Origin of the sequence: Roseimicrobium sp. ORNL1 (assembly GCF_011044495.1) — a bacterium.
Classification (GTDB): domain Bacteria; phylum Verrucomicrobiota; class Verrucomicrobiia; order Verrucomicrobiales; family Verrucomicrobiaceae; genus Roseimicrobium.
In genome coordinates this window covers 1560128-1581960 of sequence record NZ_CP049143.1, presented here as the reverse complement: position 1 = coordinate 1581960, position 21833 = coordinate 1560128, and the positions used below count along the sequence as shown (strand labels likewise).

At 59.7% G+C, this 21833-nt stretch carries 22 protein-coding genes; 8 read left to right on the top strand and 14 right to left on the bottom strand.

What is annotated here, in order from left to right; all coding sequences use genetic code 11:
- Positions 1-689 precede the first annotated feature (689 nt).
- The 5 genes from G5S37_RS06275 to G5S37_RS06255 form a co-directional block, all read right to left on the bottom strand.
- The gene (locus G5S37_RS06275; protein WP_165201874.1) at positions 690-2726 is read right to left on the bottom strand and encodes an AraC family transcriptional regulator; all 2037 of its coding nucleotides are present in this window, start codon (positions 2724-2726) and stop codon (positions 690-692) included.
- A gap of 109 nt (positions 2727-2835) precedes the next feature.
- The gene (locus G5S37_RS06270) at positions 2836-3540 is read right to left on the bottom strand and encodes a hypothetical protein (protein WP_165201872.1); all 705 of its coding nucleotides are present in this window, start codon (positions 3538-3540) and stop codon (positions 2836-2838) included.
- 34 nt (positions 3541-3574) lie between these two features.
- Positions 3575-3883, bottom strand: coding sequence for a DUF971 domain-containing protein (locus G5S37_RS06265; RefSeq protein WP_165201870.1), 309 nt, complete (start codon positions 3881-3883; stop codon positions 3575-3577).
- Positions 3884-3918: 35 nt separating this feature from the next.
- Positions 3919-4668, bottom strand: coding sequence for a hypothetical protein (locus G5S37_RS06260; RefSeq protein WP_165201868.1), 750 nt, complete (start codon positions 4666-4668; stop codon positions 3919-3921).
- 32 nt (positions 4669-4700) lie between these two features.
- Entirely contained in the window at positions 4701-5153 is a 453-nt protein-coding gene (locus G5S37_RS06255) for a hypothetical protein (protein WP_165201866.1), read from the bottom strand.
- A gap of 301 nt (positions 5154-5454) precedes the next feature.
- On the opposite strand from G5S37_RS06255, the gene G5S37_RS06250 reads away from it, so the two are divergent.
- From G5S37_RS06250 to G5S37_RS06230, 5 genes are all read left to right on the top strand, one after another.
- Entirely contained in the window at positions 5455-6531 is a 1077-nt protein-coding gene (locus tag G5S37_RS06250) for a hypothetical protein (RefSeq protein WP_165201864.1), read from the top strand.
- Positions 6532-6595: 64 nt separating this feature from the next.
- Positions 6596-6955: a cyclic nucleotide-binding domain-containing protein gene (locus G5S37_RS06245; RefSeq protein WP_165201862.1), complete on the top strand. Its 360-nt coding sequence runs from the start codon at positions 6596-6598 to the stop codon at positions 6953-6955.
- A 62-nt stretch (positions 6956-7017) separates the two neighbouring features.
- On the top strand, positions 7018-7407 hold the full coding sequence (locus G5S37_RS06240; RefSeq protein ID WP_165201860.1) for a DUF5329 family protein: 390 nt from the start codon (positions 7018-7020) through the stop codon (positions 7405-7407).
- 100 nt (positions 7408-7507) lie between these two features.
- Positions 7508-9022, top strand: coding sequence for a sulfatase (locus G5S37_RS06235; RefSeq protein WP_165201858.1), 1515 nt, complete (start codon positions 7508-7510; stop codon positions 9020-9022).
- On the top strand, positions 9019-10512 hold the full coding sequence (locus G5S37_RS06230; RefSeq protein ID WP_165201856.1) for a sulfatase: 1494 nt from the start codon (positions 9019-9021) through the stop codon (positions 10510-10512). The genes G5S37_RS06235 and G5S37_RS06230 overlap by 4 nt, the downstream gene beginning before the upstream one ends.
- A 143-nt stretch (positions 10513-10655) precedes the next feature.
- On the opposite strand, the gene G5S37_RS06225 is transcribed toward G5S37_RS06230, so the two are convergent.
- Positions 10656-12284 (bottom strand): PQQ-dependent sugar dehydrogenase, encoded by a 1629-nt coding sequence (locus tag G5S37_RS06225; protein WP_165201854.1) that lies wholly within the window; start codon positions 12282-12284, stop codon positions 10656-10658.
- Positions 12285-12393: 109 nt separating this feature from the next.
- Here G5S37_RS06225 and G5S37_RS06220 point away from each other — a divergent pair, with 109 nt between their 5' ends.
- Positions 12394-12780: a DUF1294 domain-containing protein gene (locus tag G5S37_RS06220; protein WP_206026328.1), complete on the top strand. Its 387-nt coding sequence runs from the start codon at positions 12394-12396 to the stop codon at positions 12778-12780.
- Between the two features lie 311 nt (positions 12781-13091).
- Here the strand turns inward: G5S37_RS06220 and G5S37_RS06210 are convergent, their stop codons facing one another.
- Positions 13092-13331, bottom strand: coding sequence for an addiction module protein (locus G5S37_RS06210; protein ID WP_165201848.1), 240 nt, complete (start codon positions 13329-13331; stop codon positions 13092-13094).
- A gap of 129 nt (positions 13332-13460) precedes the next feature.
- Between G5S37_RS06210 and G5S37_RS06205 the strand changes: the two genes are divergently transcribed.
- Positions 13461-14471 (top strand): LacI family DNA-binding transcriptional regulator, encoded by a 1011-nt coding sequence (locus G5S37_RS06205; RefSeq protein WP_165201846.1) that lies wholly within the window; start codon positions 13461-13463, stop codon positions 14469-14471.
- Between the two features lie 137 nt (positions 14472-14608).
- On the opposite strand, the gene G5S37_RS06200 is transcribed toward G5S37_RS06205, so the two are convergent.
- The 7 genes from G5S37_RS06200 to G5S37_RS06170 all read right to left on the bottom strand — a co-directional run bounded on the left by G5S37_RS06200 (position 14609) and on the right by G5S37_RS06170 (position 20955).
- The gene (locus G5S37_RS06200) at positions 14609-15583 is read right to left on the bottom strand and encodes a sll0787 family AIR synthase-like protein (protein ID WP_165201844.1); all 975 of its coding nucleotides are present in this window, start codon (positions 15581-15583) and stop codon (positions 14609-14611) included.
- 412 nt (positions 15584-15995) lie between these two features.
- Positions 15996-16565: an MSMEG_0567/Sll0786 family nitrogen starvation N-acetyltransferase gene (locus G5S37_RS06195; RefSeq protein WP_165201842.1), complete on the bottom strand. Its 570-nt coding sequence runs from the start codon at positions 16563-16565 to the stop codon at positions 15996-15998.
- A 57-nt stretch (positions 16566-16622) separates the two neighbouring features.
- Positions 16623-17903, bottom strand: a complete 1281-nt coding sequence (locus G5S37_RS06190; RefSeq protein ID WP_165211400.1) for an MSMEG_0569 family flavin-dependent oxidoreductase — start codon at positions 17901-17903, stop codon at positions 16623-16625.
- Between the two features lie 87 nt (positions 17904-17990).
- Positions 17991-18266, bottom strand: coding sequence for an MSMEG_0570 family nitrogen starvation response protein (locus G5S37_RS06185; protein WP_165201840.1), 276 nt, complete (start codon positions 18264-18266; stop codon positions 17991-17993).
- 45 nt (positions 18267-18311) lie between these two features.
- Positions 18312-19508, bottom strand: coding sequence for an MSMEG_0568 family radical SAM protein (locus G5S37_RS06180; protein WP_165201838.1), 1197 nt, complete (start codon positions 19506-19508; stop codon positions 18312-18314).
- The gene (locus G5S37_RS06175) at positions 19420-20460 is read right to left on the bottom strand and encodes a Nit6803 family nitrilase (protein ID WP_113956724.1); all 1041 of its coding nucleotides are present in this window, start codon (positions 20458-20460) and stop codon (positions 19420-19422) included. The genes G5S37_RS06180 and G5S37_RS06175 overlap by 89 nt, the downstream gene beginning before the upstream one ends.
- 12 nt (positions 20461-20472) lie before the next feature.
- Positions 20473-20955: an MSMEG_0572/Sll0783 family nitrogen starvation response protein gene (locus G5S37_RS06170; RefSeq protein WP_113956723.1), complete on the bottom strand. Its 483-nt coding sequence runs from the start codon at positions 20953-20955 to the stop codon at positions 20473-20475.
- 173 nt (positions 20956-21128) lie between these two features.
- Between G5S37_RS06170 and G5S37_RS06165 the strand changes: the two genes are divergently transcribed.
- Entirely contained in the window at positions 21129-21794 is a 666-nt protein-coding gene (locus tag G5S37_RS06165; RefSeq protein WP_165201836.1) for a hypothetical protein, read from the top strand.
- The last annotated feature ends 39 nt before the right edge of the window (positions 21795-21833 follow it).

Here is a 21833-nt window from a genome sequence, read left to right as displayed (position 1 = left end):
TTCACCCTGGCATGGAGTCAGAAAGTCCCCTTCCAGATCGACATTCACAAGCTTTCCGCAGCAGCTCATGGAGGTCCGACCTTCGAGTTGGAGGTCATCAATACATCCCCGTATCCAGCGCTGTTCTTGGGGGGAGTCATCGAAGGACCTAAGATCGGAGAATATGGCTCTCTTGATGAAATCGTCTTTGAGCCGCCAGTGAGATCTGGTGTCTTGGTGAAGCCAGGGCAGCGACTCAAGATTTCGCAATCGGGGGCTCCCATGTTCAAGGGTTGGTTGAAGGAAAGTTCGTTTCACATTCTATGTGTGTCGTATCCTCACGGAGGACAGACGTTTGCGGATTCGTGCAGCTTCTTGCGGCGCCATTTCCCTCCGTGGCTCTCCAAATATGTGCGCTCGCCACAACCAGAATTCCACAGGCGTCAGGTGGACGTCCCGCAATAGATAGACGCGCCTCGCCCCGGGCCTGTGGTAACAGGTGGGGCGTCCCCGGCGACTAGCGTGCCGTTGTCACTTTTGTGACTCTGGCACCGTTTCATCCTGGGTGTTGGGGGGAGCCACCTAGGAGATTGGGGGAGTGGGGGTTTTTCGCACGCCTTGCAGCGCGCTGAGTAGAACCTTAGCTGGTACCCCTGTTGATTTCTTGAACGGACTTACGGAGTTTTGGAACAAAACCCTGACGCTTTCGTCTATTGCACCTCTGCTCCGCGCAGCATCCGGGGCGTGAGACCGGTGAAGCGGCGCATGAGGCGGGTGAGGTGGCTCTGGTCCGCAAACCCCACACTTGCAGCCACTTCCGCAATGGAATGGTCCGTGCTGGCCAGCAGGTCCTTGGCCTTTTCCACGCGGCGCGCCATGAGGTACTGGTGCGGCGACTGGCCCATGCACTGCCGGAAGAGGTCGGAAAAATGCGAAGCGCTGATGCTCGCCACTTGGGCCATCATTTCCAGTGTCAGAGGCTCGCTGATATTCTGGTCGATGTAAGCGAGGACCATGGCGAGCTTCCGGGCGGTGAGGCTGCCCACAGGGATGGGTTGCGCGGCAGGGGAGGCAGGGGATTTCTTGGAACTGGCAGCCGGTTGCTTCTCCTCGGTGACATCCCAGTTCGTCCCCACGGCACGCACTGGGGCGCCGTCCGGGCTGTAGAGAATCTGGGCCAGGGCACGAATGGACCGAATCTCGCCGGCGCGATGCTCCACCCGGAACTCACACTCAAACTGGGTGCCCTTTTCCACACTGGCCTGCCATTCCTGCATCACGCGCTCAGCATCCTCCAGGTGGATCATGTTTCTCCATCCCTCCAGCGTGTAGTCAAAAATGCCAGGCTCTGGATCGTACAGCGCGTGCATCTTCTCATCCCAGATGAACAGGCGAGTCTGAAAGTCGTACTCCCAGACGCCGATACTGCTTGCCTGGGTGGCCAGCAGCATGCGCTCCCTCTCTCTGGCGATGGACTCGGTGAGCAGGCGCTCCTCCGTGACGTCCAGCGTGGTGCCGATTCCCTGCACGGGTACGCCATCCTCGTCCCGCAGGAACAGCGCGGAGGACTTCACATGCCTTACTTCACCCGAAGGCCGGACAATGCGGTGCTCATACTCCGTGACTCCTTCCGTCCGCTTGGCCAGTTCCAGGGTACCGGCCACGTGCGCACGGTCATCCGGATGCACGGCGGCGTACCAGTCGGTCTTGTGGCCACCGAAGGTATTGACTGGAATGCCATCGCGGAAGCACCCCTCGCCCACTCCGTAGATTTCATGCATCTGCTCGTTGTAGAAAAACTTGCTGGTGACGAGATCCACTTCCCAGATGCCGACCTGGCCGGCCTTGATGGCGAGCTGCAGTCGCTCATGGAGCAGGCGGATCTTTCCCTCGCTGTCGCGCAAGGCCTGCTCTGTCCCCTTCAACCGGGTGATGTCAGTATGGGTGCCAATCACCGTGAGCGGACTGCCGTCATCCGTGCGTGAGACGATTTTCCCACGGTCGAGGATCCACCGCCACGTACCATCCTTGGCACGCATGCGGTGCTCGCACAGATACATGGGCACCTCACCACTGAAGTGCCGCTGAATCTCCGTCCAGCAGCGGGCAAGGTCATCCGGATGCACCTTGTCCGACCAGTCTTCCAGGGAGCTGCCGACTTCATCATCCGCATAACCCAGCATGGCCTTCCAGTGATGGGAGAAGTACACGGACTTGGCGGGAACATTCCAGTCCCACACGCCATCACCCGCGCCATCCAGGGCGAACTGCCAGCGGGCTTCGCTTTCCCTGAGAGCGCGCTCGGAGCGCTTCTGCTCCGTGATGTCCTGCACCGTGCCGAACACCCCGATGACGCGATCTCCCCCATCCCGGGAAGACTGCGCATTTACCTGAATGGAGAAATGTGAGCCGTCTCCGCGCAGAGCCTCCAGATCCAGACTGAAAGGTTCCCCCTCTCGGGTACAACGCTCGACTGCCGTGGCGAAAGCAAGCTGGCTCTCCGCAGTGAGAGTGGCACCCAGTTCCTCAAATCGTGGTGCGGGCTTGGACGAGTCCCACTGGAACATCTCGTACATCATGCCGGACCACTGGGTCTGATTCGCGGCGATATCCCACGACCAGCTGCCAATACGCGCGAGCCGCTCCACGCGCTCCAAAGTCTCCTCGGCGGTGGGCCTTCTGGTCGATTCAGCAGCGCGGGTGGAGTCGGCGCGTTGGGAAGCGGAGTCAGGTGAATCGCTGGCCATTGCACAGGGGGCTCTGCGAGCCCTCTGTATCTACTATCACAGAGCAAGTTCCCGATGTCAGAAAAATGTCCGGCGCGGGAAAACAAACAGTGGTTCGGGCGCTGAGCCACTACGCGGACTTTGGCCCAATGACCTTCACCGGAAAGGGATGCATGAAGCTGCCGATAAGGCCTGCCCTGCCCCACACTTCAATACGCCAGCGCACATAGTAGTCCTCCGTATCCTCGCCCTGGGTGGGCTTGCCTTCTTCCGGCACGGTGAACTCGCGTGTCTCGTGCCACACATCCCCATGAGCCACGCGCAGGTGGGAGGCCTCGAAGATATTCTCCTGCACGAGGTATTTCTCCCGCACCTCACGCCGCGACCGGGACCCCTGCTGCTTGTTATCGGTGGCCGTGACCATGCGTGAGGTGGTCTCCACACAGATGATGTTCGCCCGCAGGGAACTGATCGTGGCAGGTCCCTGCTGCACCAGCGCCACCTTGGCCGACTGTCCCAAATGCAATGCCGACGCGGATACTTCCACGATGGTTTGCTTGATGCCCCGCGTGGCGAGCTGGCGAATGCCGGACCACAGCACGAGCAGGCCGAAGAAGCCAAAGCCGCCGCCCACGACATAGGGCACCCAGTTGTTCTTACCCTTGTCATCTTCACTGGTGACGCCGGCTGCGATGCCCAACGCGGCAACTGCACCCAGGATCAGCGCGATGAGAAACGTGCAGCCAAGCTGCGAGGCAAACGGTGTCTCTCGCGTGAGCCGATGCTTCAACACCTGCGGGACGTGGGAGGCAGGGTCGGCAACGGACTCACTCATGCTGGTGGATGTGGAAGAGAGTGACTAACACGCTTCAGGCATTGCCCGCCTCACCCAGCTTCCTTAGGAAATCGTACGGGTAGATGCCGGTGGCGTGGCCATCGCTGAAATCGAACTGCACGGCATAACCGCCAATCATCCGCCAGCCGGTGACCGTGACTCCGGGAAACTCGGTCTGGTCCGTGCCGCCGTAGCGCCTGCCCAGCAGGTCATGCTCGCCGGTATTCTCCGCGCTGGGAGATGCGGCACGCAGGTTTTCCATCAGGATGTAGCTCTCGGTGCCATCATCCCACGCAATCGCGATTTCGTTTCCAATGGCGGAGATGTTGCTGGGGCGGGTCATCGTTCTATGTGTGTCTCTCCCGATGGACTCGCGGACTACTTTTTGCAAATCACGTGTATGGGCGTGCCATGTATCAGCGGAAGAGTCATGAGGGACCTCGCAGGGATGCAGTAGTCCAGTGCGGAAAGAACCCCTGGTCCGGGATTTTTGAGGCTGAGGCTGTAGCGGTCCAGATTCCCTGTCGAATGCCCCTCGGGCAGGTGCTCAAACGTCGGTACGTAGAAGGTCTCGGTTTGCGCTCCTCTCAGCCGCAGAGGCTGGCGGTAGCTGAGCTGAAACAGCGGATTTCGTTTCAGGACTTTCGGATCGAACGTCACATAGACCAGGACGTGGGTGAAGCCCGGGTAAAGCCATTCCTTGGTGGAGAACCGCCGGCTTTTACGAGTAGAAACGTCGGCAAGCGAAAACCCATTAATCGCATGAGGACGCCCGTCGATGCGAAGCTGGAAATCAAATGCCCTGTCGAAAATGGGACGTGTCTGAGCAGTCAATATGTTCAAGTTAGGACGAAAGGTCGCGTAGAAGTCCGCCACCGTTTGGTCTCCCTCCTTCGGATTCTCGGGCAGCCAAATCGGAACGTTCAGGTGCACGTCACCTTCATCGTGCGGTGCTTCGACTTTTCCTGCTGTCGCAAAGTGAAACTGGCCCGAAACCCTGGCGGCGGTTTGGCCCATCTCTATTTCAAGGCGCTCTGAGGAAATGTACGCCGGATAAATCGGAACGATCGGATTTGCCGTCGCGACGGCGGCAAGACACCAAACTGCAAGAACGGTCCAGAAGCGCATGCCGCCGACCTTTACTTATCTTACCCGCAGAATCAACGCTCGGGCACCACGCTCACTGCCACCACACCCTCTTCCGGCCACCAGCCGGCGAGGCGCACGTTCAGATTGTCCTTCCCCTTGTCCGCGGTGAGCTGCATTTTCACCGTCTGCAGGAGGCGCTGCTCGCTCTCCGGGGTCAGCGGTGAACCAAAGAAAGAATCAAGCTGCTTGGTCACGCCAGCGTTCGGCTCGATGCCGATGAGCTCAAGACGGCCCGCTGTCGCAGGAGCAGAAGTGGCCTGGCTGAGGGCAGCATCGCCCGCTCCGCTCACGAGAATCACCCGCTTGATTTCTCCGGCTTTACCAGTGGCGTGCGCGAGAGCGATCTGACGGCGGAGCATGGCATCAATGAGCTGGCGCTCCTTCTCCGCGACGATCCGATCCTGCTTTTCCATTTCCGTCACTTCGGGCACGACAATGACACTCTTTGTCGGGGGCTTGATCACCAGACTCGGCTTCTCCAGAGTTCTCGGACCGCTCTGGACCGTCGGGAGAGGACCTGCCGCTGGAAGAGGTAAAGGCAGAGGTAAATCCTCCGCGCAAACGGAATTTAAAGCCAGAAAGGTGCTGAAAATGAGGGCGCGAATTGTCACGGGCGCGGAATCTTGACAAAATCCGGCGTCGCGAACAAGGAATTTTGCGACATTCTGCACGGGTTGGCATCCTGCTGGCAGTTCCCGGACCCCCCGCCCCCAGCCAAGAAGGCTCCTTTACCCGAACCCGGAGCATCCCCCTCCCCCCGCCGCCATGTCGGACGAACTCACTACCATTTCCCGCCGGAAGGCCTTCATCAGCATCAGCGAGGAACTCCGCCTGTACCTCCGACACTATGGTCGCCTCTCCGAGCTGCCCGCCCTGTACAGGGATCTGGAGAACTTCAGCGGCTGCTACCCGCTCATGGACCGGTCGGGCAAGTCGACGCTCTGGGATACCGTCGTCTACGAACGGTCCTACATGAAAGAGCTGTGGCCCAAGCTCACCAGCATCTATTCCCTCCTAAAAACAGGCGACCTCCAGGCGGTGCCCCACCTCTATGTGGAACGCGTGGACTACTGCAGCTTCGGCAACAGCAAGCCCTTCCGCATCCGCATCGTCAACCAGTACAACGACAACTACGATCACTTCTACCTGAAGGTGGGGGATGCCTCCCGCATCTATGGACTGGAGCTGGAGCACGTGCTCTCGCCCAACCGCATCAACTACCTCGTGCATGAGGACACGCTCATCGAGGAGCACATTGCCGGCGTGCCTGGGGATGTCTTCATCAGCGACTACTTCGAGCGGCCAGATGTGAACCCGGTCCGTATCGCGAAGGAGTTCGTGAAGTTCAGCGAGCGCTGCTTCATCCGCCTGCTGGGAGACATGCGCAGCTACAACTATGTGGTGGATATGACGCCCGACTTCGAAGAGGTGCAATACCGGGTGCGCGCCATCGACTTCGACCAGCAGAGCTATGAAGGTCGCTGCCGGGTGTACCTGCCCCAGTTCTACAAGGAGAACCTTCCAGTCGTGAGCCTCTGCACCCGGTACATCAACCTCGCGACCGCGCAGCAGTACCAGCAGGAGGAGCGCAGCCTGATCGCGCGCCGTTTCCTGTCTGAGAAATCGCGCCTGCGTGCTCTCTTCCGTGCCATGAAGCATCACCCCGCAGAACCTGCGGACAAGGTGGCGCAACTGAAGCATGAGCTGGGCGAGCACCACAAGACGGCTGTATTCGAAGAATGCCGCAGCATGGGAGACCTGGTGGAGAAACACATTGAATTTGTGCTCGGTAAGTTGCTCGGAGATCCGCGCCATGTGCCGCTTCCTCAACCGCCGGGATAAACTTCACATTTCACCCCTTGCAGTGTGTCGAAAAAGTTACCAATTCGCTCCTACCTCTGCCGCCATGAGACTTCCAAACATCTTCGAATCCCAGACCGAGCCCCAGAAATTTGCCGCCGGCGACATCATTTTCTCCTCCGGAGATGCGGGTGATGCCATGTTCGTGGTGAAAGAGGGCGCCGTGGAACTCCGCGTGGGAGGCCGCACCGTCGAAGTGGTGGAGGTCGATGGCTTCTTTGGCGAGATGGCCCTCATCGAGGAAGGTCCCCGTACGGCCACTGCCGTGGCGAAGACAGACACCGTGCTGATCCCCATCAACGAGAAGCGTTTTGAATTCATGGTGCATGAAGTGCCCCTCTTTGCACTGCACGTGATGAAGGGCCTGAGCCGACGCCTACGCACGGTGGACAGGACGACGATGTAAAGTTCAGGGCGGGGACTGTTTTGCAATACGTCCATCATGGGTCATCACGCGATCTTGTTCTGATGACCTGCCCCCGCCGCACACTCTTCCCTGCCCTTCTGGCACTGCTGCTCTGCTGTTTTGCAGTGGGCTCAGCACTGGCGCTAGATTCTCCTGCAAAGGAAGAGGTGGATTACTTGATTGATACCGTGGCGAAGGCGGATGCTCGTTTCATCCGCAACGGAAAAGAATACAGCAGCCAGGAGGGCGCAGACCACCTGAAGTCCAAGCTGGGCCAGGCGGGAAATCGCGTGAAGACCGCCGAGGACTTCATCCAGGGCATCGGCACCAAGAGCTACCTGAGCGGCCAGCCGTACCTGATGAAGAACAAGGATGGCACCACCACCGAGGTGGGACCATGGCTCACGAAGGCGCTGGAGAAATACCGCAGCGAGAAGCAGAAGGGGTCGTAGCAAGAGGGGACGCCACTGCGCCCTACATTTGCGGAAAGATCGTTCTCATCGGCGAGGTTGAAACGGCACACACTCACGCCGTGTGCCTCGCTTCGCCGCCATGACTCTTCCATTTCACACACTCCTGCGCAGGAGCACGCCTTTGCTTCTGCTTTCTCTTTTGCTGCTATGCGTCACTTCACTGCACGCAGCAGCAGCGGCTGGACCGAAAAAGAACGTGCTCTTCATCATGGCGGATGACTTTCGTCCGGAGCTGGCCACGTATGGTTCGCCGGCCATTACGCCGAATCTGGACAAGCTGGCGGCAAGGTCGGTGCAGTTTGACCGTGCCTATTGCCAGCAGGCGGTGTGCAATCCCTCACGCTCCTCCATGCTCACCGGGTTGCGTCCGGATACGCTGCGCATTTGGAACAATGGCACCCATTTCCGGGAATTGAATCCAGAAGTCACCACGCTGCCGAAATGGTTCATGGAGCATGGATACACCTCGCGATGCGTGGGGAAAATCTTCCACAACTGGCATACGGAGATGCACGGGGATCCGAGTTCGTGGAGTGCACCGGAATTTTTGCACTATGCGAACCATGGCGATGATACACCCCAGGTCACCGGCGAAGTGCCTCCCAATACGGCAGTGCCCGGGCCGCGCAACTACGGCAATGTGAACGTCTGCGAGAAACGCGATGTACCCGATGAAGCCTACTATGACGGACGTGTGGCCGCGGAAGCGGTACGAGTGCTCACGGAACTGAAGAAGGAAGACAAGCCCTTCTTCCTAGCCGTAGGCTTCTGGAAACCACATGCACCCTTCAATGCCCCGAAGAAGTACTGGGATCTATATGACAAGAGCAAGCTGCCGACGCTGAACCCCGCTCGTCCGGCTGGCGCACCTGAGGTGGCCTTTCATGATAGTCGCGAAATCCTCGGTCCGCCGAAGGAACAAAAGCCACTGACACCCGAGCAGGTGCTGGAAATGCGCCACGGTTACTTTGCAAACATCAGCTACATGGACGCGCAACTCGGCAAGGTACTGGAGGCACTGAAGGCGCAGGGACTGGAAGAGAATACCGTCATCACTTTTGCAGGTGACCACGGCTACCATATTGGAGAACACACCCAGTGGGGCAAGACTTCCAACTTCGAATACGATGCGCAGGTGCCACTGATGATCAGCGGACCGAAACTGGAACTGACAGGGAAGCGATATACCTCGCCCGTGGAGTTGCTGGATGTCTTCCCCACTCTGGTGGATCTGTGTGAACTACCGAAACCTCCGGGGCTGGAGGGCGTAAGTCTCGTACCTGCGCTGAACGGGTGGCTTGACGCTCCTCCCTCAAAACTCGACGCCTTCACCCAGCATCCTCGTCCTGCGTACTACGACCGCGAACCCGACAAGCAGCCGAAGTCCATGGGCGTGAGCGTGCGCACGGCAACGGTGCGCTACACGGAGTGGCGCGACTGGAAGACGGGTGAAGTGATTGCCCGCGAGCTCTACGATCACACGAAGGATCCGCAGGAGCTGCGCAATGCGATCGACGACCCCTCGCTGGCGGAACAACGCGAAACGGCCGCAGCCGCGCTCCTGAAACAATTCCCCATCACGCCGCATCCATGAAGCATCTCCTTTCCCTCCTGCTTTTCAGCATCTTCACCAGCAGCACATTCATGTTTGCCGCGGAGCGTCCGAACGTCCTCTGGTTTGTGGTGGATGACATGTCTACCAATTTCTCCTGCTACGGGGAGAAGGCCGTCCAGACGCCGAATGTGGATCGGCTTGCGAAGGAGGGCACGATGTTCTCGCATGCATTCGTCACGGCACCCGTGTGTTCGCCTTGCCGCTCCGCGCTGATCACAGGCATGTACCAGACCACCATCGGCGCGCATCATCACCGCAGCGGACGCGGCACGATGAAGATTGAGCTTCCGGAAGGCGTGACTCCCGCGCCAGCGCTGTTTCAGAAGGCAGGGTACTACACCTGCATCGGCAGTGGCCTGATCAACGACAACCCTGCCAAAGGCAAGAAAGCCAAAGGGAAAGGCGGTGGTGGTCTCGGGAAGACGGATTACAACTTCGAATACGACCCGAAGATCTACGATGGTCCGGATTGGAATGGCAGGAAGGATGGCCAGCCCTTCTTCATGCAGGTGCAACTTGGCGGCGGGAAATTGCGTGGTGGCAAGTCAGCGCAGGCCGCAGCCTTGTCGCAGCGTGCGGAGAAGGAGCTTGGCGGGGCCACAAAGCCAGAAGCTGTGACCCTCCCGCCGTACTACCCACGTGACCCCGTGCTGCTGGAGGATTGGGCGGCGTATCTGGATGCAGTGCGCTTTACAGATCAGCACGTGGGCAAGGTGCTCGCACGCCTGGAGAAGGAAGGGCTGCTGGAGAACACGCTCATCATCTTCATGACGGATCACGGCATCAGTCACGCGCGCGGGAAGCAATTCCTCTACAACGAAGGCACGCACATCCCGCTGGTGATGCGTGGACCCGGCATCGCAAAAGGCGTGGTTCGCGATGACCTTGTGATGCAGATCGACCTTGCCCCTCTCTCACTTGCTGCGGCGGGCATTCCCATTCCGCCTGTCATGCAAGGACGCGACATCCTGGCGAAGGACTACAAGCCCCGCGATGAAGTCTTCGCCGCACGCGATCGCTGTGACGAAACGGTGGAGCGCATCCGCAGTGTGCGCACGGACCAGTATCTCTACATCCGCAACTTCTACCCGAAGCGTCCGCATCTGCAGCCCAACGCTTACAAGGATGGCAAGAGCATCGTACAGCAACTGCGAGCACTGCATGCGGACGGCAAGCTGGATCCGCCGAGCGAGAAACTCCTCTTCAGCCCTGAGCGCCCCGCTGAAGAACTCTACGACTGGAAGGCCGACCCATGGCAGGTGAAGAACCTCGCCGATGACCCTGCACACAAAGCCACGCTGGAGAAGCTGAGCGCGGACCTCGACAAGTGGATCGTGGACACCGGCGATAAGGGTCCTGAAAGCGACGCCATGTACGACAGCGACATGCAGGAGTACCTTGGCAAAGGCAATCCGGAGGTGGAGAAGAACATCGCCCTCATGAAGCAGTGGGCGAAGGAGGGGAAGTGAGAAAGTAGTCCGCCGAGCCTCGGCGGTCACCGTGATACGTCCGAGTACGGGCAAAGCTTTGCTATTAGAAAGGAGCAGCCGACCTTGGTATTGCTGAGCTGAAGACGAAGTGCCATGCCTACTGACCGCCGAGGCTCGGCGGACTACTTTCCTTTCGGCCCCAACACCAGCAGTCTTCCCGGCGTGCCAATGCCCGCCGCGAGATTCGCGCCGCGACAGTACTCGGCGATGATGAGCCGGTGACCGGAGATTTTCAGCAGATCAATCGGCCTGCTCCATGGCTGAAGCACGCGCTTTACCTCCACCGTGCGGTTGCTGAAGTCGGGCTTCGTCTGCAGCACATCGAATCCGACGTCGCCGCCGGGGAGTTCCAGCAGATTGCCAAAGCGCGCCGTGAGGAAGCTGCCACCCAATGGCGCAGGCCAGTCCGCACCTAGCCACACAATACCGGAAGGGCATGAGTGCGGATTGAACGTGGACATCCCCTCCTTCGCCGCGCCTGCATCCGGTCCCACATTTTTGAACGGCAGCGTGAACTCCACGCCCGCAGGCGCCTCGGGCGTGTGGGGATAGGGCTTGCCCTTGTGATCCGCGAACTGGAACGGGAACCCATAGTGCTTGCCTTGTTCGATGAGATTCAGCTCTTCCGGCTCGTGCGCATCAGGACCATTCTCCGTGCCGATGAAGCGGCCTTCGTCATCCCAGCAGAAGCCAAAGGTATTGCGCAGGCCGTGGGCAAAGACTTCCACCGTGGGCTTGTCGAGCTTGGGATCCAGCCTCCACATGCACGCGGTGTTTGGTTCTTCCCCTGCGGCTGAGTAACCCTTTGGCACCTTCACCTCGCCACCATCGGTGCGCGCGCCGCTATTCACATACATCAAGCCGTCCGGTCCCTGGGCGATGTGGGAGAGCCCATGATTGTATGGACCCGCTCCGAAGGGATAGGAGGTCTGGTACCACGGCGCTGGTTTGGTCCAAGGTTTGTCCTTCAACCAAGCTCCCGTGCGGAAGACGGTGACCTCATTGGCCACGGGATCCTTCTTCTTGTTGCACTGATTGCTGGTCACATAGAGCCGCCCTTCGCGGTCCACGGTCATGCCCAAGGTGGACTCGGAACCGAGATTGCGATCAATGTACTCGGAACCATCAAAGAGTTTCGTGGCCGTGGTCTCACCGGGCTTCCATTGCCAGATGTCTCCCTGCTGCGCGAGCGCGAGCACCGTTTCACCATCGGGATGCAAGGCCAGGCGGATGGGTGAGAAGCTGAGCTCCACTCCCACTTTCAACTCCCATCCCTCAGGCGCTGCAGGCAGCACTCCACCACCCATCGCTTCCTTGAGTGCGGCCAGTGTGGGGAACTTGGTCTTTTTGCGTACGTCTGCGATTTCCTCAGCCGTGGGGGCATTGCCAGCATTGCCCCATGAGGAATACACATGCGCGAAGATGGCAGCCAGATCCGCATCCTCAAGCATCACCGGAGGCATGGCGCCCTCAAAGGTGTGGCCGTTGACCTCGATCTTTCCCGAGAGCCCTTCCAGCGGGGCACGCAGAGCTTTCGTCCGCTGCTTCACCAGGAAGTCGGCCTTGGCCAGAGGGGGGAAGACATTCGGAATTCCCTGCCCCTCCGCGCCGTGGCAGATGGAGCAGTACTGCTGGTAGAGCCTTGCCCCGTCCGGCTGTTCCGCGGTCCAGCCGTAACCAGCCAGTACAAGCGCGACAGCGGCGGTGAAGAGTCCCCTGGAGAGCAGTGAGCAAGAGAAGCGAGCGAGCATGGATGCTTATAGAACAGAACCTCGACGCTCGTCCACCATCTCCCGCCATTGCGTTGGAAGCGAATCGATGGCAGGGGATGCACCGGGCAGTCCGTATCTTGTGGCGCACATGGCTGGCAGCAAGTCAGGAAGATTCACCAAACCCCTCCTTCACCTCGTCCGCACCCGGACGGCGCTGATGGCATGTCTGCTCGTGCTCCCCTCACTCGCCGCCCTACGCCGCGGGTCGGATGTTTGGCTGGGCCTCATGGTTTTCATGGCCCTCTTCAGCATGGCCGCCTATGGCCTCTACTGGCATGACAAGCGCCGCGCCCAGGCCAACGGCTGGCGTATCCCGGAGACCACGCTGCACGCCTTCTCCCTGCTCGGCGGCTGGCCCGGTGCCTACATCGCTCAGCAGCACCTGAGGCACAAAACGGCGAAACGCTGGTTCCAGTTTGTGTACTGGGTGATCGTGCTGCTGTGGCAGATCGTGTCGCTGGCATTGCTGGTGTAGGCCGCAGGAGCCTGTCTTTTATTTCCTCGATCGCCAGTAGTCAGGTCTGCGCTTGTTGTGCATCACACAAAGGAATTTGATGTGCTGCTCTTCGGCGTCGAAGTGAAAATAGATTTTGTACGGGAAACTTTTTAGCCTGAAGACACGAATCTTGTCTCCGGCAGGCTGACATCTCAGTGGGTCGGCAAGGATGGATGTCATGGCGCTCTCAACGGCAGCCAGGAACCTGGCCGCCGCCAAGGCACTTCGTTCTGCATACCACGAAGCCCCTTCGCTCAACTCCTCCTTCGCCGAAGGGTGCAACTCACCAGTCATTTGGACTTCCGAGCTGCCAATGATTCGCGCACTTCACGGAACGCTTCTTCGAGGGGGATACCCTTCACTTTGCCAGATTCCATTTCCTCCAAACGGGCTTCCGCCACTGCAACCTGTTCCCTCTCAACGGCTGCGTAGGAGCTTGAACGAATAATGAGCTGCTCTACAAGCTCCAATCTGGACTCCTCGGGAAGCTGCAAAGCCTCCTGAAGGACACTATCGACAGTCGCACTCATACTTCTGACAAGCTACTCCCTGACTGGCGTATTCGCAACTCCCGGGTCTCTGGCACGAAGTCTGCGAGGTAGGCGCTGAACGCACACGGTGTGTGCGGATCACCAGGTATGCCGGAAGCCAGGGTTTGCATGCTCGATGTCGCACGTGCGTCGGGGGTTTCCCCGGCGACGGTTTCGCGTGCGCTGCGGGATGACCCACGCATCACACCGGATGTGAAGCAGAGGGTGAAGAGCCATGCAATGCGTCTGGGTTATGTCCCGAATCCGCTGGTGCAGGCGCTGATGACGCAGCGGCGACGACGCATCCAACCTCATGCAGAGACGCTGGCGCTAGTGACGCACCTCTCCGAGGCAGATTGGAAGGGGAAGGATGTGTGCCGGTGGTACTTCCGCGGCATCCGGGATCGTGCGGAACAGCTTGGCTATCGGGTTGAAGTGGCATCGCTAGAATCCGTGAGACAGAATCCGGTCCGTCTCTGCAAGGTGCTCCGGGCGCAGGGGATCTCCGGCATGATTCTGGGGTTCTCGCGGGATGAGGGGCAATTCACACGTCAGGATATGTCGGAGTTTTCCGTGGTGGGCCTGAGTACCTACTTTGATGCCCTGCCGGTGGACCGGGTGCACTTGAATGGCTTCTACAATGTGAAGCTCGCGTTTCGTGAATTGCGTGCGGCGGGCTACCAACGCCCTGCTCTGGTGGCCCCCGTGCGCAACAACCGGGTGGTGGGCGGCCAGTGGTCGGCTGCCGCACTTGATGAGCAATGGCAACGCCCTGCCGAGGAGCAATGCCCGCCCTTCATGGTGGAAGGTTCGATGGTGAACATGAGCAAATTCCGTGACTGGTTCGAGAAGCATCGGCCCGATGCCATCATCGCGTACAAGGAACGCGTCGTGGAGTTGCTGGACCGCCTGCGCGTGCGTGTGCCGGAGGATGTGGGCGTGGCGCATCTCTTCGGCACGGAGCAAGAACGCAAGAACATGGCTGGCATTGATGGCAATCTAAACCAGGTGGGTGCGGCCGCGGTGGATCTGCTGGTGCAGAAGCTGCACACGAATGAGCGTGGCATCCCGGAGCATCCGAGGGATGTGATGGTTCAGGGCACGTGGAAGGATGGGCCGACGATCAGGAGGAGGGAATAGCGGAGAGGAGTTTGGATCAGAGGCGAGGTTCTCGTTTTTTTATTAGCCGCAAAAGAACGCAAAAAAACGCAAAGGGTTTGGTGGTGGGTTTGAAGGGGCGCTCAATGAATGGAGTGTGTTTGCGTCTGGAGAGCCTGCTACACGGGTCGGGGTGCAGCGTTCACTTCTGTGAAGAGCATGCTCTCGCCCTTCCAGTGCATCATGATGGGGTGTGCGGATGCGCCTTCGTCAGAGGGTGTGATATCGCCAATCACTTCACACGCGATGTCCCTGGACTGGAATTTTGCGCGTACTTCAGCGACTTTTTCTGGGCGCACGCTGAGGAGGTAGCCGTAGCTGGGGAAGGAGACGAGCCAATGCAGCATGTCCACTCCGGGGGGCATGGGGACGGCGTCGAGATTCAGTATGGCGCCGCACTGGGAGGTTGCGAGAAGCATGGCGAGGGTGCCGGGGACGCCACCGTTGCTGATGTCCTTGCCCGCGGTGACCTGTCCTTCATTTGCCAGTTCGGCGAGAAGACGCAGATCGGTCTGCAAACGTTCCGGAGGTGAGTTCACGCTCGCATTCCAGCAGAGAGAGCCCTCCCATCGATAGGCGCCGCGCAGATCCACTGCCATCATCAAAGCGTCTCTGGGGCGAGCATCGAAGCTGGAGATGAGATGCTGCGCGCGGCCTACGACCGCGGCGGCGAGGAGTGGAGTGCGTTCGATGGGGAAGCGCGTGGTGTGTCCGCCGACAATGGGCACACCATAGGCGGCGGAGGCAGCGCGCATGCCCTCCCAGATTTGGGCGGCAATAGGTGAGCCCGAGTGAGTCCACATTACGTCGACCACGGCGGTGGGCATGCCACCCATGGCGGCGATGTCGCTGAGGTTCACCATCACGGCGCTGTAGCCGGCGAACCATGGGTCCTTTTCGATGAAGGCTTCCATCATGCCCTCCGCGGCGAAGAGGAGATAGCCGTTTCCATCGGGAATGGCGGCGGCGTCATCTCCGACTTCAATTCCACCAGATACGGGGAGACTGGGAGCGTAGGCCTGGAGGATGTTCAGCTTCTCCGCGACGTTGGGATGCGAGCGCAGGGAATCGATGAGGGCTGACAGGGGCTCCATGCGATTAACTCCGCTGGAGTGGATGCAGGACGAATTTTCTCCAGATGACACTACTGCCACAATGAAGCGAAGAAGTTTTCCATGGTGCACCAGCGCGCTTTGCGTCGTGGAGTGCGGTGGCAGAGGCCTCCCTTGAGGCCGCGACACCGCTTTGACCGGAGGAATCTGGTAAGCATGCGCCAAATCGGGCGCAAAGTTCCTTCCATCCGCCAGGCGATGTGCTTCGGCACTGGATGTCTAAATGGTCAAGCCACACCCAGACACTCCGTTCAAAGCGGTGTCGCGCCGGAAGCTTGCCACCGCACTCCAAGACGCAAAGCGCCCTTTCGATCCCACATGCAAATTGGCCCAGCGGCATGGTTCAAGTGGAAGAGTTGCGCCTCTAACCAATCGTTGCTTCAGCATGCTGAACTCACGCCACCATCTCCGCAGGCGGGTAGTGGCTGAGCTCCGCGGTCATGTGAATGTGACGCAGGCCATGAAGCGTGCGCTCGCCCAGCTTCGTCCAGTGCAGGCGCTGGAAGAACTTCTCATTCTGCTCCTGCACATCCGCGAGGAAGGTTTCACAGCCGATGGCATTTGCGGTGGAAACTGCCTTGTAGATGAGTCCGGCACCGAGGGCGCCAAAGCCCTTGTACACGGGCTGGTGGTTCCGCACGCTCACGCCGGGGCTGAGTTGCGTGAGACGACGGAAGGCGGTGTCCACACACAGACGACTGCCATACCACAGGCGTGGTTGGCGTTCATCGATGCGCACCACGCCCACCACGTCATCCACCATGCCGGCCACCAAGGTGGCGCAGATGATGGGGATGGCGTGGTCATCAATGGCATCGCGATCATCACCATCGTGAAACACATGCTGCTCCTCACAGAAGACCTGACGTCTCAGTCGCCAGTAGCCATCCAACTCCGCAGGAGTCTCCGCGATCTTGAAGATGAAATCGCGCGGGCGGTATTCGGGATAGGGATCGAACAGCATGAGGGTGGTGGCTGATGACTGGATGAAATGAATGCAGAGTGCGTGCCAAGCGGCGTCTCAGGAACCCAGCGCAAGCTCATTCAGTCCGCGTGTGGTACCTGGCTGTGGCGCCGTGTGGCGGGCCTCGATGTAGCCTGCGAGATAGCGCGCATCCTGCGCCACGCCGGAGAAGCGACCTGAGCCCCACGTGTACTGCCAGGGCAGGCCAAGGAAGTAGATGCCGGGCACCGTGGACACCCCCCGCTGGTGGCTGGGATAGCCCTTGCCATCGAAGATGGGAACCTCCATCCAACTGTAGTCCGCTGTGAATCCCACACACCAGACGATGGAAGTGATGCCGGAGTTCGCGATTTCCAGTTCCTTCACCGGCTCCTCCGGTACCCACAACGGCTTGTAGGGTTCCTCCGAGGGCGCGGTGATGTGCATGGAGTGGATGTACTTGTCGATGGTGGCCTTGATGCTGTTCGCCACTTCATCGGCGCGGTCGAGATTCTGCTTCAGGTCATCACCGAAGGTGAGCTTGCCCTGCTTGATCTCCAGGAGCCGGCCGTAGAGCTGCATGCCCTCCGTGGCGAACTTGCGCAGGTCAATGTCCCTGCCGCCATCGCGACCGGTGACATAGTGGTTCGCCTTGGCCCGCACGCGTTCCTTCAGCGGATGCTCATGCACTGGCTTGTTGTAGTAGCCCATGTCATGGAGCCAGTCGACCACATCGCGTCCGCGATATCGTCGCGCCGTGCGAGGCGCGCTGCCCACGCAAAGATGCACTTTTCTTCCTTCGAGATGCAGGTCCTCGGCAATCTGGCAGCCGGACTGGCCTGAGCCCACGACGAGCACTTCACCAGGTGGCAACATGCTACCGTTCTTGTAGTCGCTGGAGTGCACCTGAAAGATATCTTCCGAGAAACGCTCCGCGATGCGGGGCGTCTTGCCATCCTGATAGCCACCAGTGGCGATCACCACCTGGTCCGCGGTGTATTCACCAATGGTGGTGCTGAGTTCGAAGACACCAGCATCATTCTTCTTCAGGCGGTTCACCGTCACGCCTTCATGCAGCGGTGGCTGGAAGGACTTCGCGTATTCCTCGATGTAGGTCACGATCTCATCCTTCTTCATGAAACCATGCGGATCCGAGCCGGAGTAGTTGAAGCCGGGCAGCTTGCACTGCCAGTTCGGCGTGACGAGGCAGAAGGAGTCCCAGCGTTTCGTGCGCCAGGATTCACCGATGCGATCGCGCTCGAAGACAAGGTGCGGCATGCCGCGTTCCTTCAGGCAGTAGCTCATGGAAAGACCGGCCTGGCCTCCACCAATGATGATGACGGGATAGTGCGTGGGCAGCGCAGGGGGCGGCACGATGCCGGTGATGGATTCAGTAGGAGGCTGGCTCATGACAAGTGACCAAGGGATGTTCGCGTTTGTTCTTCTTTAAATACTCAAGATGCGCACGGTGCCCTCCTCGGGCTGGGTGCGCGCGAAGCGCTCGATTTGTTCCAGTTGATCGGCCGCGGAAGAGCAGGCGAAGCCATACCTGGCCCGCACGCGCTCCGACGCTTCCGTGAGAGCGCGACGGCTACGGCTCACGAACTCCGTGAGCGACATCTCATCGCCCTTGTGGAAATAATTGAAGACCACGGTCGAGGGCGAGTAGCACTCGCGCTTCGAGCCGTCGGGCAGTTCAACAGTGAAAATGACTTCCGGCATGGAAATAAGAAACTTAAGAAAAAGATGATGGGATGGCGTGAGCACTCAGCCCACGGCGCAGGGCGAGGTGGTGGCGAGGGCATCGCGGTTCCCCTTCTCAAAAGTGGAGAGGGAGGAGCAGGCGCCGCACTTCGCGCAGCCTGCCTTCACGGTGTCTGAGGTCATGCCTGCAGTGCGCAGCATATTCCCCAGCGGCTCCAGCACGGCACGCATGAACTCCGCAGTAGGCGGCGTCTGATTCTGCAACGGTGTGCCACTGATGGGCACGAAGGGCACCACGAAGGGATACACGCCACGCGCGATGAGCTGCCAGGAGCCCTCCAAAAGTTCCTCCACCGTATCACCAAGTCCAGCCAGCAAGTAGGTGCTGACCTGGCCGCGGCCAAAGACTGCCACGGCAGCCTCAAACGCCTTCAAATAAAACGACACAGGCACCTGCGCCTTCCCCGGCATGATGCGCGCCCGCACATGCTCGCTCCACGCTTCGAGGTGCATGCCCAGCGAATCCACGCCAACCACCTTCAGCCGCTCAAACCACACAAAGTCCGCCGGCGGCTCGCACTGCGCCTGGATGGCCAGACCGGTGCGCTCCTTGATGGCCTGCGCCACCTCCACCAGCACGGCGGCACCGCGATCTTCCGTAGGCGGTGTGCCGGTGGTGAGCACCACCTGCTCGACACCATCCAGTCTCATCGCTGCTTCCGCCACTTCCGCGAGTTGCGCGGGCGACTTCTTCGAAATCGTGCGGCCTGCACGCAGCGATTCGCCGAGGGCGCAGAACTGGCACTTCGTGTCGCTGTTCCCATAGCGGATGCAGGTCTGCAGGACCGTCGTTGCCAGGACGTTGTGCGAGTGAAGCTGGCCGATCTTCCAATAAGGGATGCCATCCGCCGTGCTCAGCCCGTAGAACTTCGGCTGAGGCGGGAATTGTAGCGGCGCTTCCGGTACGCCATTGCGGTAGAGCATGGACTTGCCTGAGGTATCCGGCGGGTCGGCGGTGAAGATGGACTGGTGTGCCGGGCGTGTGTGGATGGGCACCATGATGGTGGTGCCCAGCAGGGTGATGGCCTTGTGGTCACTGGGACCGGCTCCTCCACGGCGGCTGGCTGAGGACGCAGCCTCATCCACCATGCGGATGCCTTGCGACTGCAGCTCAGACGCCAGCAGTTGCTTGTGCGTCTGCACCGAGGTCTGGAAGGAGCTCACGTCCTGCGGTGAGTTGAGGCTGAGACGTTGTGACATCTTCGGAACGGGATTGGAGTTGGCTCTGGAAAGGAGGAATGGTCTGCGTGTAGGGCTCGCGATGAACGCGTAGGGAAAGCAGGTCGGGCCTGGAGTAGTGGCCCACGGAATCCATCATCCGCTTGCGCTTGGTGATGAGATCGAAGTCGAGGTCAGCAATCGCCATGCCTTCTCCTTCGGTAATTGGTTCAGTTATGGGCACGCCCTCAGGCGAGATGATGGCCGTGTAGCAGCCGCCGCGCAGGGCCTTGCGCATCTTCGGGTCGGGCGAGATGGAGTTCACCTGCTCATCCGTGAGCCAGCCCGTGGCATTCACCACGAAGCAGCCGCTCTCCAGGGCATGGTGCCGGATGGTCACCTCGATCTGGTCGCGGAAGATGGGCCCCACCATGGAGCCGGGGAACTGCGCGCAGTGGATCTGCTCGTGTTGCGCCATGAGGGAGAAGCGGGCGAGCGGGTTGTAGTGCTCCCAACAGGCCAGCGCGCCGATGCGGCCCACCTCGCTCTGCACCACCTTCAGCCCGGATCCATCGCCCTGACCCCAGACCATGCGCTCATGGTAGGTGGGTGTGATCTTGCGACGCTTCAGCAGCAGGCTGCCATCCGCATCGAAGATGAGCTGGGTGTTGTAGAGCGAACCGTGCTCACGCTCATTCACCCCCACCACCAGCACCATGCCGTACTTCGCCGCCTGCTGGGAGAGGATTTCCGGCACCCAGCCGGGGATTTCCACGGCATTCTCATAGAGCCGCATGTGCTCCTTCCCCATGCTCACCGCAGGCTCCACGAAGGAGAAGTACGGGTAGTAGGGGATGAACGTCTCCGGGAAGACCGCCAGCGCGACCTTCTTCCCGGCGGCCTCCGCGATGGCACGGCAGACGCGGTCCACCGTGCCTTCGCAGCTTGTCAGATCCGGGGCGATTTGTACCGCGGCGGCTCGGATGATTGACATGGCTTCGACGTGTTAGAGGTTCCAGGAGTGGATCATCACCGCATTCGCGCGCTGATGCAGGAGGATGCAGTCCAGCACATCCAGCGGGTTGATGGGGATGATGCCGGGGATGAAGGCCTTCTCCGTCTGGCCGTAGAGGGCCTGGGTGGAGAAGCGGCAGGCATAGATCTTGCCTCCCTCCGCCATGAAGGTGGCGAGACGCTTGTTCACCAAGAGGTGGCCGGGGAAGGCCTCATCACCCAGCGTGGGGAAGCCGCGCTGGAATCCGAGCGTGACGCCAGGGCCATACAGCAGGATGGAAGTCTCGTAGCCCTTCCGCAGCAGGCGGGTGGCATTGAGGGTATTCACCAGGCCGATGGAGCCTTCGAACGCCACGCCGTGGAAGGTCACGAGTGCCTTCTCGCCGGGATTGGCCTTCACGTCTTCAAAGACCTTCTGTTCGTAATCGACGAGCACGTCGCCGTCCTTGTGAGCTTCCAGTTTTACTTCGGGCATGTTCGGTGGGTATTGGAGTTCCAGAAATGCCGCCCTGCGGGTTGATGTTCGCAGTGCGGCGCACGCCTCTGCATTCAGCAGTCGCAATGCCACCCACCGTGCCAGGTCATGCTGGCGGAGGGGGGATTCGTGCACATCGTTGCATAAATACGTCCGCAGCCAGTGTCTCTGGTTTGACTACCATCACGCACCATCGAAAGAGCTGGGCAATGTCTCCAACACTCCTCAGTCGCCTGAGAATCTTCCAAGCCCTCACCTTCGCCCTGATTGCTGTGAGCCTATCAGGATGTCAGACACGGCCAACCGTCAGGAAGCCCGTTTACAACGGAAAGTTCACCTATCCGGTAACAGTCGTGCCATTGGAACAAGGTTGGGAACTGAGACACATCGCAGGAAAAGAATGCGCTCCAGAATCCACCTTCCGCCCTGAAGTCAATGGCGAGCGGACAGAGTCCATCTATGAACTCCGCGACAATACAGGAACGCTCGTCGGCACATTTCCTTCATCGCTGATCGACCCCTCCACCGATGAATCAGAATTCGCAACGTACCACCGGGCGAACGACAGTCTGGCCATCCATGTGAGCACCACGCATCACACCGTCTTGGTCATTGAAGATGGCACCACAGCTTATCCCGATGAAGTATTTCTCCTCTTCTATAAGGAACACGACGGAAACTGGAAATGGGGCTCCCTGGATGCGCCAAGATACCGTCCGAAAGATGCTCATGGCGGGTACTTGCAAGCTCCTCGTGTCACCTCACTATCGGACACTCACATCTGGTTGCAGGGAGATGGTCCTATCGAGAAGCATCTCCTCAAGAACCTATTGAAGTGATTCTCCAAATTGAAGGAGAAACCAGTTCACGAAATCCCG

Excerpts from the sequence above, each read along its gene's own strand:
- G5S37_RS06210 (WP_165201848.1), bottom strand. The coding sequence starts at position 13,331 with ATGAGTGCGACTGTCGATAGTGTCCTTCAGGAGGCTTTGCAGCTTCCC.
- G5S37_RS06245 (WP_165201862.1), top strand. The coding sequence starts at position 6,596 with ATGAGACTTCCAAACATCTTCGAATCCCAGACCGAGCCCCAGAAATTT.
- G5S37_RS06195 (WP_165201842.1), bottom strand. The coding sequence starts at position 16,565 with ATGCTGTTCGATCCCTATCCCGAATACCGCCCGCGCGATTTCATCTTC.
- G5S37_RS06225 (WP_165201854.1), bottom strand. The coding sequence starts at position 12,284 with ATGCTCGCTCGCTTCTCTTGCTCACTGCTCTCCAGGGGACTCTTCACC.
- G5S37_RS06220 (WP_206026328.1), top strand. The coding sequence starts at position 12,394 with ATGGCTGGCAGCAAGTCAGGAAGATTCACCAAACCCCTCCTTCACCTC.
- G5S37_RS06250 (WP_165201864.1), top strand. The coding sequence starts at position 5,455 with ATGTCGGACGAACTCACTACCATTTCCCGCCGGAAGGCCTTCATCAGC.
- G5S37_RS06265 (WP_165201870.1), bottom strand. The coding sequence starts at position 3,883 with ATGACCCGCCCCAGCAACATCTCCGCCATTGGAAACGAAATCGCGATT.
- G5S37_RS06230 (WP_165201856.1), top strand. The coding sequence starts at position 9,019 with ATGAAGCATCTCCTTTCCCTCCTGCTTTTCAGCATCTTCACCAGCAGC.
- G5S37_RS06185 (WP_165201840.1), bottom strand. The coding sequence starts at position 18,266 with ATGCCGGAAGTCATTTTCACTGTTGAACTGCCCGACGGCTCGAAGCGC.
- G5S37_RS06240 (WP_165201860.1), top strand. The coding sequence starts at position 7,018 with ATGACCTGCCCCCGCCGCACACTCTTCCCTGCCCTTCTGGCACTGCTG.
- G5S37_RS06200 (WP_165201844.1), bottom strand. The coding sequence starts at position 15,583 with ATGGAGCCCCTGTCAGCCCTCATCGATTCCCTGCGCTCGCATCCCAAC.
- G5S37_RS06260 (WP_165201868.1), bottom strand. The coding sequence starts at position 4,668 with ATGCGCTTCTGGACCGTTCTTGCAGTTTGGTGTCTTGCCGCCGTCGCG.
- G5S37_RS06180 (WP_165201838.1), bottom strand. The coding sequence starts at position 19,508 with ATGTCACAACGTCTCAGCCTCAACTCACCGCAGGACGTGAGCTCCTTC.
- G5S37_RS06175 (WP_113956724.1), bottom strand. The coding sequence starts at position 20,460 with ATGTCAATCATCCGAGCCGCCGCGGTACAAATCGCCCCGGATCTGACA.
- G5S37_RS06275 (WP_165201874.1), bottom strand. The coding sequence starts at position 2,726 with ATGGCCAGCGATTCACCTGACTCCGCTTCCCAACGCGCCGACTCCACC.
- G5S37_RS06270 (WP_165201872.1), bottom strand. The coding sequence starts at position 3,540 with ATGAGTGAGTCCGTTGCCGACCCTGCCTCCCACGTCCCGCAGGTGTTG.
- G5S37_RS06205 (WP_165201846.1), top strand. The coding sequence starts at position 13,461 with ATGCTCGATGTCGCACGTGCGTCGGGGGTTTCCCCGGCGACGGTTTCG.
- G5S37_RS06235 (WP_165201858.1), top strand. The coding sequence starts at position 7,508 with ATGACTCTTCCATTTCACACACTCCTGCGCAGGAGCACGCCTTTGCTT.
- G5S37_RS06170 (WP_113956723.1), bottom strand. The coding sequence starts at position 20,955 with ATGCCCGAAGTAAAACTGGAAGCTCACAAGGACGGCGACGTGCTCGTC.